This window comes from Pseudomonas sp. CM27, from assembly GCF_013179515.1.
In the GTDB taxonomy this organism is placed as follows: domain Bacteria; phylum Pseudomonadota; class Gammaproteobacteria; order Pseudomonadales; family Pseudomonadaceae; genus Aquipseudomonas.
Genome location: NZ_JABMCN010000137.1, coordinates 1 through 15,620, shown reverse-complemented (window position 1 = coordinate 15,620; position 15,620 = coordinate 1). Strand labels below are relative to the sequence as shown.

The following is a 15,620-nucleotide window of genomic DNA, read 5'->3' as shown; positions in this document are numbered from 1 at the left end:
TGAGGCCAGTACAGGCAATACGGATAGGCCCCTATGGGAAATCTGCGTTTCAGAGCTCGCAGACGAAGGTACCGGTCCCGGCCAGGATGTTTTCCAGGGTTTCCTTCACTTCATCCATGTCACTCAGGTCACTGGTCAGGTTGATCTCCAGCACCTCGTCCCCCTTCAGCGCATCACGGTCGCCGGCGGCGACTTCGATCAGCAGGCGCTTGGCGCTCAACGTCACTTTAAGCCCGTCCAGCGTCGACGGCTCGTCATCCAGGGTCAGATCGACGGTGTCTTCGTCCGGGTAGCGGGTCAGCAGGAACATCTGGCCCTTGTCGCTGTGGCAGCACAGGGTGGCCATGTTGTCTTCCTCGTCATCGCAAGGGGTGGCGAAGAGCAGGGCGGTATCGATTTGCATGGACAAGGCTCGGATCAAAGGAAACGGAAGGGAATTCTGACAGTCTTGCTTACATGCATAAACGTAAAGTTACCGCCCCTTGACCGAAATTGTCGCAGCGCTGCAAGCCTTGATGACCGATCAGTCGTTAAGCTTCGCCCAGCCCTGGGCGTGCCTGCGCACGTCCAACGTCTGGTTTTTACCGTCCGCCTTGCCACGGGTTGGCTATCGTTGACCCGTACACGGCGCACGCAGCGACGCTCCAACTAATACAAAGCCCAAGCGGAGTACCACAGATGGCGTTCTTCACCGCAGCCAGCAAAGCCGACTTCCAGCATCAACTGCAAGCGGCCCTGGCGCAGCACATCAGCGAGCAGTCCCTGCCACAAGTGACGCTGTTCGCCGAGCAGTTCTTCGGCATCATCTCCATGGACGAACTCACCCAGCGAAGGCTTTCCGACCTGGCCGGCTGCACCCTCTCGGCCTGGCGCATCATCGAGCGTTTCGACCCCGAATACCCGCAAGTGCGGGTGTACAACCCCGATTACGAACGCAACGGCTGGCAGTCGACCCATACCGTGGTCGAAGTGCTGCACCACGACCTGCCATTCCTGGTCGACTCGGTGCGCACCGAGCTCAACCGCCGCGGCTACAGCATCCACACCCTGCAGACCACCGTACTCAGCGTGCGCCGTGGCGCCAAGGGCGAGCTGCTGGAGCTGCTGCCCAAGGGCACCCAGGGCGAGGGCGTGCGTCATGAGTCGCTGATGTACCTGGAGATCGACCGCTGCGCCAACGCTGCCGAGCTGACAGTGCTGACTCGCGAAATCGAGCAGGTGCTGGCCGAGGTGCGGGTGGCGGTTGCCGATTTCGAACCGATGAAGGCCAAGCTGCGGGAAGTGGTGGCGCAGGTGGAACAGACCGCCTTCGGCCCGGCGCAGAACGAAAAGGGCGAGGTCAAGGCCTTCCTCGAATGGCTGCTGGACAACCACTTCACCTTCCTGGGCTATGAAGAATTCACCGTCAAGGGCGGCGCCGGTGGTGGCCAGATGGTCTACGACGAGCAGTCCTTCCTCGGCCTGCCGCGCCGCCTGCGCGTAGGCCTGACGGCAGAAGAGCTGCGCATCGAAGACTACGCCGTGGCCTACCTCAACGAGCCGCTGCTGCTGTCGTTTGCCAAGGCCGCGCTGCCCAGCCGCGTACACCGCCCGGCCTACCCGGACTACGTGTCGATCCGCCAGCTGGACGCCGACGGCAAGGTGGTCAAGGAACACCGCTTCATGGGCCTGTACACCTCGTCGGTGTATGGCGAAAGCGTGCATGCAATTCCGTATATCCGCGTCAAGGTCGCCGAAATCGAGCGGCGCTCGGGTTTCGACCCCAAGGCCCACCTGGGCAAGGAGCTGACCCAGGTACTCGAAGTGCTGCCGCGCGACGACCTGTTCCAGACACCGATCGACGAGCTGTTCACCACCGTCATGGCGATCGTGCAGATCCAGGAACGCAACAAGATCCGCGTGTTCCTGCGCAAGGACCCGTACGGCCGCTTCTGCTACTGCCTGGCCTACGTGCCGCGGGAAATCTACTCCACCGAAGTGCGGCAGAAAATCCAGCAGGTGCTGATGGAGCGGCTGAAGGCCAGCGACTGCGAGTTCTGGACGTTCTTCTCCGAATCGGTGCTGGCGCGTGTGCAGCTGATTCTGCGGGTCGACCCGAAGAACCGCATCGACATCGACCCCCAGCAGCTGGAACGCGAAGTCATCCAGGCCTGCCGCTCGTGGCATGACGACTACTCGGCGCTGGTAGTCGAGAACTTCGGCGAAGCGCAGGGCACCAACATCCTCGCCGACTTCCCCAAAGGCTTCCCGGCCGGTTATCGCGAACGCTTCGCCGCGCACTCGGCAGTGGTCGACCTGCAGCACGTGCTGAACCTGTCTGAAACCAAACCCCTGGCGATGAGCTTCTACCAGCCGCTGACCCAGGTTGGCGAGCGCATCCTGCACTGCAAGCTGTACCACGCCGATACCCCGCTGGCGCTGTCCGACGTGCTGCCGATCCTGGAAAACCTCGGCCTGCGCGTGCTCGGCGAGTTCCCCTACCGCCTGCGCCACGCCAATGGCCGCGAGTACTGGATTCACGATTTCGCCTTCACCTACAGCGAAGGCCTGAGCCTGGATATCCAGCAGCTCAACGACACCCTGCAGGACGCCTTCATCCACATTGTGCGCGGGGATGCCGAGAACGACGCCTTCAACCGGCTGGTGCTGACCGCTGGCCTGCCATGGCGCGACGTGGCGCTGCTGCGCGCCTACGCCCGTTACCTGAAGCAGATTCGCCTGGGCTTCGACCTCGGCTACATTGCCAGTACCCTGAACAACCACACCGATATCGCCCGCGAGCTCACCCGGCTGTTCAAGACCCGCTTCTACCTGGCACGCAAACTCACCCAGGACGACCTGGATGACAAGCAGCAGCGCCTTGAACAGGCCATCCTGACCGCACTGGATGACGTGCAGGTACTTAACGAAGACCGCATCCTGCGCCGCTACCTGGACCTGATCAAGGCTACCCTGCGCACCAACTTCTACCAGCCGGATGCCGATGGCCAGAACAAGTCGTACTTCAGCTTCAAGTTCAACCCCAAGCTGATCCCCGAGCTGCCCAAGCCGGTGCCCAAGTTCGAAATCTTCGTCTACTCGCCGCGGGTCGAGGGCGTGCACCTGCGCTTTGGCAACGTTGCCCGCGGCGGCCTGCGCTGGTCCGACCGCGAAGAGGACTACCGCACCGAAGTGCTGGGCCTGGTCAAGGCCCAGCAGGTGAAGAACTCGGTGATCGTGCCGGTCGGCGCCAAGGGCGGCTTCCTGCCGCGGCGCCTGCCGCTGGGCGGCAGCCGTGACGAAATCGCTGCCGAGGGCGTGGCGTGCTACCGCATCTTCATCTCCGGCCTGCTCGACATTACCGACAACCTCAAGGACGGTGGCGTGGTGCCGCCGGCCAACGTGGTGCGTCATGACGATGACGACCCGTACCTGGTGGTGGCGGCCGACAAGGGCACCGCGACCTTCTCCGACATTGCCAACGGCATTGCCATCGATTACGGCTTCTGGCTGGGCGATGCCTTCGCCTCGGGCGGTTCGGCCGGTTACGACCACAAGAAGATGGGCATTACAGCGCGTGGCGCGTGGGTGGGCGTGCAGCGCCACTTCCGCGAGCGCGGCATCAATGTGCAGGAAGACCCGATCACCGTCATCGGCGTGGGCGACATGGCCGGCGACGTGTTCGGCAACGGCTTGCTGATGTCCGACAAGCTGCAACTGGTGGCAGCGTTCAACCACTTGCACATCTTCATCGACCCCAACCCCGAGCCGGCTTCCAGCTTCGCCGAGCGCAAGCGCCTGTTCGACCTGCCGCGTTCTGCCTGGAGCGACTACGACACCGGCATCATGTCCGAAGGCGGCGGGATCTTCCCGCGCAGTGCCAAGAGCATCGCCATCAGCCCACAGATGAAAGAACGTTTCGCCATCGAGGCCGACCGCCTGACTCCGACCGAGCTGCTCAATGCGCTGCTCAAGGCGCCGGTGGACCTGCTGTGGAACGGCGGCATCGGTACCTACGTGAAGGCCAGCAGCGAAAGCCACGCCGATGTCGGCGACAAGGCCAACGACGCGCTGCGGGTCAACGGCAACGAGCTGCGCTGCAAGGTGGTGGGCGAGGGCGGCAACCTGGGCATGACCCAGCTCGGCCGGGTCGAGTTCGGCCTGCACGGCGGCGCCACCAACACCGACTTCATCGACAACGCCGGCGGCGTGGACTGCTCCGACCACGAGGTCAATATCAAGATCCTGCTCAATGAAGTGGTGCAGGGTGGCGACATGACCGAGAAGCAGCGCAACCAGCTGCTGGGCAGCATGACCGACGAAGTGGGCGGCCTGGTGCTGGGCAACAACTACAAGCAGACCCAGGCGCTGTCGCTGGCTGCTCGGCGTGCCCGCGAGCGGATTGCCGAGTACAAGCGCCTGATGGCGGACCTGGAGAGCCGCGGCAAGCTGGACCGTGCCATCGAGTTCCTGCCGTCCGAGGAGCAGCTGGCCGAACGCCTGGCCGCTGGCCAGGGCCTGACCCGCGCCGAGCTGTCGGTGCTGATCTCGTACAGCAAGATCGACCTCAAGGAGCAACTGCTGAAATCGCGGGTGCCGGACGACGATTACCTGACCCGCGACATGGAAACCGCCTTCCCGCCGTCGCTGGTCAGCAAGTTCGCCGAGCCCATGCGCCGCCACCGGCTGAAACGCGAAATCGTCAGCACCCAGATCGCCAACGACCTGGTCAACAACATGGGCATCACCTTCGTCCAGCGTCTCAAGGAGTCGACTGGCATGAGCCCGGCCAACGTGGCCGGGGCCTATGTGATCGTGCGTGATATCTTCCACCTGCCGCACTGGTTCCGCCAGATCGAGGCGCTGGATTACCAGGTACCCGCCGAAATTCAGCTCACCCTGATGGACGAGCTGATGCGCCTGGGGCGCCGTGCCACCCGCTGGTTCCTGCGCAGCCGTCGCAACGAGCAGGATGCCGGGCGTGACGCCGCGCATTTCGGGCCGAAGATCGCGCAGTTGGGGCTCAAGCTGGACGAGCTGCTTGAAGGCCCGACCCGCGAACGCTGGATGGTGCGCTACCAGGGCTTCGTCGAGGCCGGTGTGCCGGAGCTGCTGGCGCGCATGGTTGCCGGTACCAGCCACCTGTACACCCTGTTGCCGATCATCGAAGCCGCTGACGTTACCGGGCATGATCCGGCCCAGGTGGCCAAGGCGTTCTTCGCCGTGGGCAGCTCGCTGGACCTGACCTGGTACTTGCAGGAAATCAGCAACCTGCCGGTGGAAAACAACTGGCAGGCGCTGGCGCGCGAGGCGTTCCGCGACGATATCGACCTGCAGCAGCGGGCGATCACCATCTCGGTACTGCAAATGGCCGATGCACCGGAAGACATGGACGCCCGTGTGGCACTGTGGGCCGAGCAGCATCGGGTGATGGTAGAGCGCTGGCGCGCCATGCTGGATGACCTGCGCAATGCCACCGGTACCGACTATGCGATGTACGCGGTGGCCAACCGCGAGCTGGTCGACCTGGCCATGAGCGGGCAGGCGGCGGTTGTGCCGTCCTGAGCTTGAGCTGAAATGAAAAACCCGGCAGAGATGCCGGGTTTTTTTATCCCTGTGCTGGCCTCATCGCCGGCAAGCCAGCTCCCACAGGAATATCTCAGGCCTGAGGGCAGTGGCGTACCTGTGGGAGCTGGCTTGCCGGCGATGAGGCAGGTGCAGGCCTACTTGAACCGCCGCTCCACCCCTTTCTCCACCAGGATCTTCGCCGAAATTTCCTCCACCGAAAAATGCGTGGAATTGATGTTGGGAATGTTCTCGCGGCGGAACAGGCTCTCCACCTCGCGCACCTCGAACTCGCACTGGGCAAAGCTGGAATAGCGGCTGTTGGGCTTGCGTTCGTGGCGGATGGCGGTAAGGCGGTCGGGGTCGATGGTCAGGCCGAACAGCTTGTTGTGGTGCTTTTTCAGCACCGCCGGCAGCTGCAGGCGCTCCATGTCGTCCTCGGTCAGCGGGTAGTTGGCGGCGCGGATGCCGAATTGCATGGCCATGTACAGGCAGGTCGGGGTCTTGCCGCAGCGTGACACGCCGACCAGGATCAGGTCGGCCTTGTCGTAATAGTGGGTGCGCGCGCCATCGTCGTTGTCCAGGGCGAAATTCACCGCCTCGATGCGTTCCATGTAGTTGGAATTGCCGCCAATCGAGTGCGATTTGCCCACGGAATACGACGAATGGGCGGTCAATTCCTGCTCGAGCGGGGATAAAAACGACGAAAAGATGTCGATCATGAAGCCATTCGAGGTCGCCAGGATTTCACGGATGTCCTGGTTGACGATGGTGTCGAAGATGATTGGGCGTACCCCGTCACGCTCGGCCGCCGCGTTGATTTGCTGGACCATGGTGCGTGCCTTGTCCGGCGAATCGATGTACGGACGGGTGAATTTGTTGAAGGGAATGCTCTCGAATTGCGCGAGCAGACTCTGGCCCAGGGTTTCGGCAGTGATACCGGTGCCGTCGGAGATGAAGAACGCGGTTCGTTTCATTTGCGATCTGGGCCTTAAGCTGATGAAGATTCTTGGATATGATAAGTTCGGTTTGCCGAATGCGGCTGTCGGCATTCTGCCACACTTGCAGACCCTATTTTCCAGGTACAGGCCACAAACGCCCGGCCAAGTCACTGAAGACAGGCGGGCGCCTTTGAGCTTTTCCAACACAGTTAGTGGAGAGATCACCTTGGTAGAGTACGTAGTTTCCCTTGATAAGCTCGGCGTCCATGATGTAGAGCATGTGGGGGGCAAGAACGCATCCCTGGGCGAGATGATCAGCAACCTTGCAGGTGCTGGTGTATCGGTGCCGGGCGGCTTTGCCACTACGGCGCAGGCGTACCGCGATTTTCTCGAACAGAGTGGTCTCAACGACCGTATCCATGCCGCCCTCGACGCGCTTGACGTGGATGACATCAATGCCCTGACCAAGACCGGCGCGCAAATTCGCCAGTGGGTCATGGAAGCCGAATTCCCGGAGCGTCTGAATTCGGAAATCCGTACGGCCTTCGCCGAAATGGCCGCCGGCAATGACAACATGGCGGTCGCCGTGCGTTCCTCCGCCACCGCCGAAGACCTGCCGGACGCCTCGTTCGCCGGCCAGCAGGAAACCTTCCTCAACATCCGCGGCGTCGACAACGTGATCCGTGCGGCCAAGGAAGTGTTTGCCTCGCTGTTCAACGACCGCGCCATTGCCTACCGCGTGCATCAGGGCTTCGACCACAAGCTGGTCGCCCTGTCGGCTGGTGTGCAGCGCATGGTCCGCTCCGAAACCGGTACCGCTGGCGTCATGTTCACCCTCGACACCGAATCGGGCTTCCGCGATGTGGTATTCATCACCGGCGCCTACGGCCTGGGCGAAACCGTGGTGCAGGGTGCGGTCAACCCTGACGAATTCTACGTGCACAAGAACACCTTGCAGGCCGGCCGCCCGGCCATCCTGCGCCGCAACCTGGGCAGCAAGGCCATCAAGATGGTCTACGGCGAAGAAGCCAAGGCCGGCCGTTCGGTGAAAACCGTCGAAGTCGACCGCGCCGAGCGCGCGCGCTTCTGCCTGAGCGATGCCGAGGTCAGCGAGCTGGCCAAGCAGGCGATGATCATCGAGCAGCACTATCAGCGCCCGATGGATATCGAGTGGGCCAAGGACGGTGACGACGGCAAGCTGTACATTGTCCAGGCTCGCCCTGAGACGGTGAAGAGCCGTTCCAGCGCCAATGTCATGGAACGCTACCTGCTCAAGGAAAAGGGCACCGTACTGGTCGAAGGCCGCGCCATCGGCCAGCGCATCGGCGCCGGCAAGGTCCGCGTGATCAACGATGTGTCGGAAATGGACAAGGTGCAACCCGGCGACGTGCTGGTGTCCGACATGACCGACCCGGACTGGGAACCGGTGATGAAACGCGCCAGCGCCATCGTCACCAACCGCGGCGGGCGCACCTGCCACGCGGCGATCATCGCCCGTGAGCTGGGTATCCCGGCCGTGGTCGGTTGCGGCAACGCCACCCAGTTGCTCAAAGACGGCCAGGGCGTGACCGTGTCCTGCGCCGAAGGCGACACCGGCTTCATCTTCGAAGGTGAGCTGGGCTTCGACATCAAGCAGAACTCGGTCGACGCCATGCCTGATCTGCCGTTCAAGATCATGATGAACGTCGGCAACCCGGACCGCGCCTTCGACTTCGCCCAGCTGCCCAACGCCGGTGTCGGCCTGGCGCGCCTGGAATTCATCATCAACCGCATGATCGGCGTGCACCCCAAGGCGCTGCTGAACTACGCAGGCCTGCCTGCCGACCTGAAGGACAGCGTCGACAAGCGCATCGCCGGCTACAGCGACCCGGTCGGCTTCTATGTCGAGAAACTGGTCGAGGGCATCAGCACCCTGGCGGCCGCCTTCTACCCGAAAAAGGTCATCGTGCGTCTGTCGGACTTCAAGTCCAACGAGTACGCCAACCTGATCGGCGGCAAGCTGTACGAGCCGGAAGAAGAAAACCCGATGCTGGGCTTCCGTGGCGCTTCGCGTTACATCAGCGAATCGTTCCGTGACTGCTTCGAACTCGAGTGCCGTGCCCTGAAACGCGTGCGCAACGAAATGGGCCTGACCAACGTCGAGATCATGGTGCCATTCGTGCGCACCCTGGGCGAAGCCAGCCAGGTCGTCGACCTGCTTGCCGAAAACGGCCTGGCCCGCGGCGACAACGGCCTGCGCGTGATCATGATGTGCGAGCTGCCGTCCAACGCGATTCTCGCCGAAGAGTTCCTGGAATACTTCGACGGCTTCTCGATCGGCTCCAACGACCTGACCCAGCTGACCCTGGGCCTGGACCGTGACTCGGGCATCATCGCGCACCTGTTCGATGAGCGAAATCCTGCGGTGAAGAAGCTGCTGGCCAACGCCATTGCCGCGTGCAACAAGGCCGGCAAGTACATCGGCATCTGCGGCCAGGGCCCATCGGACCACCCGGATCTGGCCAAATGGCTGATGGAGCAGGGCATCGAAAGCGTGTCGCTGAACCCGGATTCGGTACTCGAAACCTGGTTCTTCCTGGCCGAAGGCCAAGGCGCAGCCTGACCTAGTAGAACGCGGGGGTACGTCTGGCGTACCCCTGCCTTTTTTTTCAGGGCGAGCTCCAGCGATGGAACCCGCCCTTTTTTGTGCATCAAGCAACCTTATGCAAAGCAGCAGCACTTTATTTCCCGTGGCCCTGCTCAGTGCCGAACGCCGCGGCGACCTCAGCGAAGACGTGTACCGGATCAAGGCCGGCAACAGCCCTGACCCCAGCGTCGAGCTGGCCGTGACGCGCCTGGGGCTGGCCGATCAGGGCCCGGCCCAGGGTGTGCCGGTCATTCTCCTGCACGGCAGTTTTTCCAATAGGCGCTTCTGGTACTCCCCCAAGGGGGTTGGCCTGGGCGCCTACCTTGCCCGCGCCGGTTTCGATGTGTGGATCCCGGAAATGCGCGGCCATGGCCTGTCGCCGCGCAACCTCGACTGGAAGCACAACAGCGTGGCTGCCTACGCCCGTGATGATCTGCCGCTGATTGCCGCGTTCGTGCGCGAGCAATCGGGCCAGGCGCCGCACTGGGTAGGTCACTCACTGGGCGGCACAACCCTGGTGGCAGCGCTGGGCGGTGGTTTCCTGGCTGCCGAGGACGTTGCCAGCGTGGCGCTGTTCGGCACCCAGATCAGCCGTGTCTACTGGCCACTGAAAGTCCCGCCGTTGACCTGGGGTGCGAAGCTGCTGCTCAAGCGCTGGGGGCAGATTTCCGGGCCGCGTTTCAAGCGTGGACCGGAGGACGAGCCGATCGGCCTGGCCCTGGAGAGCATGCGCTGGCATGGCCTGTTCGGCCGCTTTGGCGACAAGAAGCACGACTGGTGGGCGGGGCTGGCCGAGGTGGATGTGCCGCTGCTGGCAGTGGCCGGTGCGGGCGACTTCCAGGACCCGGTGTGGGCCTGCCGCAAGCTGTTCGATCAGCTGGGCGGCGAGCGCAAGCAGTTCTTGCGGCTGGGGCGCGAAGAAGGCTTCGAGGCGTTCGGGCATGTCGACATGCTGGTCAGCAAGGCCGCGCAGGTGCAGGTGTGGCCGCTGGTGCAGCGTTGGCTGCGCAACCCGGTGATGCCGGTGCATGCGTCGACGGCGGCTGCAGAATCTGTGCCTGTCAGCTGATCTTGCTCTAGCTGTTCTGGCCCCATCGCCGGCAAGCCAGCCCCCACAGGGATACCGCAGGCCTCGAACCTTGTGGGTATCCCTGTGGGAGCTGGCTTGCCGGCGATAGGGCCAGGGCAGGTAGAACCCAACTGACTGCCCGGTCCCGGATGACTGCGACGGCCTCAAAGGTGTAGCCTTGGGTCGATCCCCGCTTTCGTTGTGACTGACAGGAGCTTCCCATGCAGCATTACGTAACGCCCGACCTGTGTGACGCCTACCCCGACCTGGTGCAGGTGCTGGAACCGATGTTCAGCAATTTCGGGGGGCGCGATTCGTTCGGCGGCCAGATCGTCACCATCAAGTGCTTCGAGGACAACTCGCTGGTCAAGGAGCAGGTCGAGCTCGATGGCACAGGCAAGGTGCTGGTGGTCGATGGCGGTGGTTCCCTGCGTCGTGCGCTGCTTGGCGACATGCTCGCCGAAAAGGCTGCCAAAAACGGTTGGGAAGGCCTGGTGATCTACGGCTGCGTGCGTGATGTCGACGTGCTGATCCAGACCGACGTCGGCGTCCAGGCCTTGGCTAGCCACCCGATGAAAACCGACAAGCGCGGCATCGGCGACCTCAACGTGGCGGTGACCTTCGCCGGGGTAACCTTCCGCCCGGGTGAGTATGTATATGCCGACAACAATGGCGTGCTGGTCTCGCCAAACCCGCTGAAAATGCCGGAGTGATGCGCCGCACGCGCTGATGGAGCTTTGATGTTCGAGGAAGACAACGCGCAGTGGGGGCTGGTGCATGCCCTGGTGCTCGATGGCAAAGGCGGCGCGCGCCCGATTGCCCGTACCGAACTGGACGACCTGCAGCTGCAACCTGAGCAGAGCCTTTGGCTGCACTGGGACCGCAGCCATCCGCAAACCCGCACCTGGCTGCTGCGCGACAGCGGCCTCAGCGAGTTTGCCTGCGACTTGCTGCTGGAAGAGAACACCCGGCCACGCCTGCTGCCCATGGTGGACGAGCAATTGTTGCTGTTCCTGCGTGGGGTCAACCTCAACCCCGGCGCCGAGCCCGAAGACATGGTTTCGGTGCGCATCTTCGCCGAGGCCCAGCGGGTTATCTCGCTGCGCCTGCGACCGTTGCGCGCCAGCGACGAAGTCTTGCAGCAGCTGGAGCAGGGCAGGGGGCCGAAATCGGCGTCCGAGCTGTTGCTGCTGATGGGCGAACTGCTGACCGAAAAGGTCCAGGGACTGGTCAGCGACCTGTCTGAACTGGTCGACCTTGAAGAGGAAAAGGTTGAATCCGACGAACGGTATACGCCTGAGCAGGGCAGCCTGCAGCAGATCCGCCGTCGCGCGGCCGGGTTACGGCGTTTCCTCGCCCCGCAGCGGGAAATCTACGCCCAGCTGTCGCGCAGCAAATGGAGCTGGTTCGCCGACGCCGACGCCGATTACTGGAACGAGCTCAACAACAGCCTGATCCGCTATCTCGAAGAGCTGGAACTGACCCGCGAGCGGGCTGCGCTGGTGCTGGAGAGCGAAGACCGTCGGCGCAGCGAGCGCATGAACCGCACCATGTACCGCTTCGGCATCATCACCTGCATTTTCCTGCCCATGAGCTTTATCACCGGGCTGCTGGGCATTAATGTCGGCGGTATTCCCGGGGCGGAAAACCCCTATGGCTTCCTGTTTGCCTGCATCGTCGTGCTGGGGCTGGCGGTGGGCCAGTGGTGGATGTTCCGACGGTTACGGTGGGTATAGATGCTCATTGATCTGCACCGGCCCTATCGCCGGCAAGCCAGCTCCCACAGGGGCACCACAAGCCTTGCAACCTGCGCAATTCATGTGGGAGCTGACTTGCCGGCGATAGGGCCGGTGCAGGCGAATATTTCCCATGTTGAAACATTCGTCCCGATGCAATGTGTGACCCAGCGTTGGGCCACCTCGTCTCTTGCTGATACTGCGCGAGGTGCCTATGCACGATCCGTTTGAAGAATCCCTGCGCGACCTGCTCAAGGCGTCACCCTCCGGCAACGACCGGGACGACCGGGATGACGCTGCCTGCCTGGGTCGCGTGCTGAAAACCGCCAACCGCCAGGTTGGCGCGGGCGATCTGTTCAGCCTGCTCGGCCGCTGGTGCCAGGCGCTGCTGATCGCCGTGAACAATGGCTCGGCGCATGTCGCGCCGGTGCGTCGACACTCTTCCCGCAACGCTGCCAGCGGCAGCAAAGCAGATAAGGCCGATTGAATATGGAACTCGATCTCTGGACCCAGAGCCTGGTCACCGCGATGACTGCCCTTTGGACCAAGGTGGCGAACTTCATCCCCAACCTGTTCGGCGCGCTGGTCGTGGTGCTGCTCGGTTTCGTGGTGGCCAAGCTGCTCGATACACTGCTGTCCAAGTTGCTGGCCAAGCTCGGCCTGGACCGCCTGATGGCTGGCACCGGCCTGACCAAAATGCTGGGCCGGGTCGGCATCCAGGTGCCGATCTCGACCCTGATCGGCAAGATCGTCTACTGGTTCGTGCTGCTCATCTTCCTGGTCTCGGCCGCCGAGTCGCTGGGCCTTGAGCGGGTTTCGGCCACGCTCGACATGCTTGCCCTGTATTTGCCGAAGGTGTTCGGCGCAGCGCTGGTGCTGCTGGTTGGCGTGCTGCTGGCACAAGTGGCCAACGGCCTGGTGCGCGGCGCTGCCGAAGGTATCGGCCTGGAATATTCGGCGGGCCTGGGGCGTATTACCCAGGGCCTGGTGATCATCATCAGCATTTCGGTAGCCATCAGCCAGCTGGAGGTCAAAACCGACCTGCTGAACCACGTTATCGTCATCGGGCTGATTACCGTTGGTCTGGCCGTTGCCCTGGCGATGGGCCTTGGCAGCCGCGAAATTGCCGGGCAGATCCTGGCTGGCATCTACGTGCGCGAGCTGTACCAGGTTGGCCAGCAGGTGCGGATTGGAGAGGTCGAAGGCCAGATCGAAGAGATCGGTACGGTCAAGACGACGCTGCTGACCGATGATGGCGAACTACTATCGCTGTCCAACCGCGAGTTGCTGGAACAGCGTGTCAATAGCCGCTAACCGCACAAAAGCTGTTAATGTATGCCGCCGCGAAAATGACCCACGGGGTCTCGCGGCGACATTGACCTGACTGTCGGCCAGATCCGTTTTGAATAAAGTTCATTCGCCGCCCATGCGTTATGACCCCCGCGAGCTCACCGATGAAGAGTTGGTGGCGCGTTCGCATGAGGAGCTGTACCACGTTACCCGCGCCTATGAAGAGCTCATGCGGCGCTACCAGCGAACCCTGTTCAACGTCTGTGCGCGTTATCTGGGGAACGACCGGGACGCGGACGATGTCTGTCAGGAAGTGATGCTGAAAGTGTTGTACGGGCTGAAGAACTTCGAAGGCAAATCCAAGTTCAAGACATGGCTCTATAGCATCACCTACAACGAGTGCATTACCCAGTACCGCAAGGAGCGCCGTAAACGCAGGCTGATGGATGCCTTGAGTCTGGACCCTGTTGAAGAGGCGTCCGAAGACAAGGCACCAAAACCTGAAGAAAAAGGCGGGCTGGACAAATGGCTGGTGCATGTGAACCCGATTGACCGGGAAATCCTGGTGCTGCGTTTTGTCGCAGAGCTGGAATTTCAGGAAATTGCCGACATCATGCACATGGGCCTGAGCGCAACGAAAATGCGCTACAAGCGCGCGCTAGACAAGCTTCGTGAGAAATTTGCTGGCCTCGATGAAACTTAGTGGCGTGCAAATATCTCTAACGCAGCGGTGAGTTCTGCTAGACTTGCCGTCGAGTTGTCCCCCTTGTTTGTGGTGGGACTGCTTAACTATCACCAGATGGGGATTTAACGGATGAAACTGAAAAACACCTTGGGCTTGGCCATTGGTTCGCTTGTAGCCGCCACTTCGATCGGCGCTATGGCACAAGGCACAGGCGCTGTAGAAGTCGAAGGCTTCTACAAGAAGGAATTCTTCGACAGCCAGCGCGACTTCAAGAACGACGGCAACCTGTTCGGCGGCTCGATCGGTTACTTCCTGACCGACGACGTTGAACTGCGTCTGGGCTACGACGAAGTTCACAACGCTCGTGGCGAAGACGGCAAGAACATCAAGGGCTCGAACAGCGCCCTGGACGCCGTTTACCACTTCAACAACCCGTATGACGCCATCCGTCCGTACGTTTCCGCTGGTTTCTCGCACCAGTCGCTGGGCCAGACCGGCCGTGGCGGTCGTGACCACTCCACCTTCGCCAACGTTGGCGCTGGCGCCAAGTGGTACATCACCGACATGTTCTACGCCCGTGCCGGCGTAGAAGCTCAGTACAACATCGACCAGGGCGACACCGAGTGGGCCCCGAGCGTTGGTGTTGGCCTGAACTTCGGCGGTAGCCCGAAGCAAGCTGAAGTCGCTCCGGCTCCAGTTGCTGAAGTCTGCTCCGACTCCGACAACGACGGCGTTTGCGACAACGTCGACAAGTGCCCGGACACCCCGGCCAACGTTACCGTTGACGCTGATGGCTGCCCGGCTGTTGCCGAAGTGGTTCGTGTTGAGCTGGACGTCAAGTTCGACTTCGACAAGTCGGTCGTCAAGCCAAACAGCTACGGCGACATCAAGAACCTGGCTGACTTCATGAAGCAGTACCCACAGACCACCACCGTGGTTGAAGGTCACACTGACTCCGTGGGCCCAGACGCTTACAACCAGAAGCTGTCCGAGCGTCGTGCCAACGCTGTGAAGCAGGTTCTGACCCAGCAGTACGGCGTAGAATCTACCCGTGTTGACTCGGTTGGCTACGGCGAAACCCGTCCGGTTGCTGACAACGCCACCGAAGAAGGTCGCGCTGTTAACCGTCGCGTTGAAGCGCAGGTTGAAGCTCAGTCCAAGTAATTGGCCTGACGTTTCATGAAAAACCCGGCCTCGGCCGGGTTTTTCTTTGCCTGCGATTTGGGCTGCCTGCTCAGCCCTTGAGCAGGGTAAGCAGCAGTATCAGGTTGATCAGCAAGGACAGCAGGGCCAGGGTGCGCCACACTTTCAGCGGTTCGCGCTCCAGCAATGGCCGTGGCCGGTCGGGCAGCTCCTGGCGGTCACCGCGTTCGAGCAGCAGCAGCCAGTGTTCGGCAGTTTCGTAGCGCTGCGCCGGGTCGGCAGCCACCGCCTGCTGCAGGTTGTGCTGCAGCCATTCCGGCAGATCGGGGCGGTAGCGGGCGGCATTCACCGGCTGGCCGAAGCGCGGTCGCTGGAATGCTTCCACCTCGCCATAGGGGTAATGACCGGTCAGCAGGTGGTACAGCGTCACGCCCACGGCATACAGGTCCTGGCGCGGGCTGGGCGGTAGGCCTTCGAATGCGTCCGGGGCGATGTACGAGGGCGTGCCCGGCAACGTGTGCAAAGGGTCTTGGGACAGCCCCGGGCAGTACGCCAGGCCGAAGTCCAGCAGGCGCAGCTGGCCATC

Annotated in this window: 12 protein-coding genes; 9 read left to right on the top strand and 3 right to left on the bottom strand. The window is 62.3% G+C overall.

Translation table 11 applies throughout. The features are described from left to right. Positions 1–49: 49 nt before the first annotated feature. A complete protein-coding gene (locus HP547_RS17460) occupies positions 50–403 on the bottom strand; it encodes a hypothetical protein (RefSeq protein ID WP_172232475.1) in 354 nt (117 codons plus the stop codon). 275 nt (positions 404–678) lie between these two features. Here HP547_RS17460 and HP547_RS17455 point away from each other — a divergent pair, with 275 nt between their 5' ends. Continuing rightward, positions 679–5,544 carry an NAD-glutamate dehydrogenase gene (locus HP547_RS17455; RefSeq protein WP_172286941.1) on the top strand — a complete coding sequence of 1,622 codons (4,866 nt, stop codon included), beginning with the start codon at positions 679–681 and terminating at the stop codon, positions 5,542–5,544. Between the two features lie 158 nt (positions 5,545–5,702). Here the strand turns inward: HP547_RS17455 and HP547_RS17450 are convergent, their stop codons facing one another. After that, positions 5,703–6,521: a pyruvate, water dikinase regulatory protein gene (locus HP547_RS17450; protein WP_012271263.1), complete on the bottom strand. Its 819-nt coding sequence runs from the start codon at positions 6,519–6,521 to the stop codon at positions 5,703–5,705. A gap of 190 nt (positions 6,522–6,711) precedes the next feature. On the opposite strand from HP547_RS17450, the gene ppsA reads away from it, so the two are divergent. From ppsA to HP547_RS17410, 8 genes are all read left to right on the top strand, one after another. Continuing rightward, on the top strand, positions 6,712–9,087 hold the full coding sequence (gene ppsA / locus HP547_RS17445) for a phosphoenolpyruvate synthase (protein ID WP_172286940.1): 2,376 nt from the start codon (positions 6,712–6,714) through the stop codon (positions 9,085–9,087). A 64-nt stretch (positions 9,088–9,151) separates the two neighbouring features. Then, positions 9,152–10,180, top strand: coding sequence for an alpha/beta hydrolase (locus tag HP547_RS17440; RefSeq protein WP_172286939.1), 1,029 nt, complete (start codon positions 9,152–9,154; stop codon positions 10,178–10,180). 221 nt (positions 10,181–10,401) lie between these two features. Continuing rightward, a complete protein-coding gene (gene rraA / locus HP547_RS17435; protein ID WP_172227770.1) occupies positions 10,402–10,893 on the top strand; it encodes a ribonuclease E activity regulator RraA in 492 nt (163 codons plus the stop codon). Positions 10,894–10,920: 27 nt separating this feature from the next. Further along, positions 10,921–11,916, top strand: coding sequence for a zinc transporter ZntB (locus tag HP547_RS17430; protein ID WP_172227772.1), 996 nt, complete (start codon positions 10,921–10,923; stop codon positions 11,914–11,916). A gap of 214 nt (positions 11,917–12,130) precedes the next feature. Next, on the top strand, positions 12,131–12,403 hold the full coding sequence (locus HP547_RS17425; protein ID WP_028697557.1) for a hypothetical protein: 273 nt from the start codon (positions 12,131–12,133) through the stop codon (positions 12,401–12,403). A gap of 2 nt (positions 12,404–12,405) precedes the next feature. Continuing rightward, entirely contained in the window at positions 12,406–13,230 is an 825-nt protein-coding gene (locus HP547_RS17420) for a mechanosensitive ion channel domain-containing protein (RefSeq protein ID WP_172227774.1), read from the top strand. Positions 13,231–13,342: 112 nt separating this feature from the next. Beyond that, the gene (gene sigX, locus HP547_RS17415; protein WP_003248665.1) at positions 13,343–13,909 is read left to right on the top strand and encodes an RNA polymerase sigma factor SigX; all 567 of its coding nucleotides are present in this window, start codon (positions 13,343–13,345) and stop codon (positions 13,907–13,909) included. A gap of 111 nt (positions 13,910–14,020) precedes the next feature. Next, a complete protein-coding gene (locus tag HP547_RS17410) occupies positions 14,021–15,055 on the top strand; it encodes an OmpA family protein (protein ID WP_172230820.1) in 1,035 nt (344 codons plus the stop codon). A gap of 70 nt (positions 15,056–15,125) precedes the next feature. Here the strand turns inward: HP547_RS17410 and HP547_RS17405 are convergent. Beyond that, positions 15,126–15,620: serine/threonine protein kinase (locus HP547_RS17405; RefSeq protein ID WP_372242901.1), on the bottom strand; the 495-nt coding region annotated here is incomplete at its 5' end.

Bases quoted from the DNA above. Each gene is read 5' to 3' on its own strand.
- HP547_RS17460 (WP_172232475.1), bottom strand. From the start codon at position 403: ATGCAAATCGATACCGCCCTGCTCTTCGCCACCCCTTGCGATGACGAG.
- HP547_RS17455 (WP_172286941.1), top strand. From the start codon at position 679: ATGGCGTTCTTCACCGCAGCCAGCAAAGCCGACTTCCAGCATCAACTG.
- HP547_RS17450 (WP_012271263.1), bottom strand. From the start codon at position 6,521: ATGAAACGAACCGCGTTCTTCATCTCCGACGGCACCGGTATCACTGCC.
- HP547_RS17440 (WP_172286939.1), top strand. From the start codon at position 9,152: ATGGAACCCGCCCTTTTTTGTGCATCAAGCAACCTTATGCAAAGCAGC.
- rraA (WP_172227770.1), top strand. From the start codon at position 10,402: ATGCAGCATTACGTAACGCCCGACCTGTGTGACGCCTACCCCGACCTG.
- HP547_RS17430 (WP_172227772.1), top strand. From the start codon at position 10,921: ATGTTCGAGGAAGACAACGCGCAGTGGGGGCTGGTGCATGCCCTGGTG.
- HP547_RS17425 (WP_028697557.1), top strand. From the start codon at position 12,131: ATGCACGATCCGTTTGAAGAATCCCTGCGCGACCTGCTCAAGGCGTCA.
- HP547_RS17420 (WP_172227774.1), top strand. From the start codon at position 12,406: ATGGAACTCGATCTCTGGACCCAGAGCCTGGTCACCGCGATGACTGCC.
- sigX (WP_003248665.1), top strand. From the start codon at position 13,343: ATGCGTTATGACCCCCGCGAGCTCACCGATGAAGAGTTGGTGGCGCGT.
- HP547_RS17410 (WP_172230820.1), top strand. From the start codon at position 14,021: ATGAAACTGAAAAACACCTTGGGCTTGGCCATTGGTTCGCTTGTAGCC.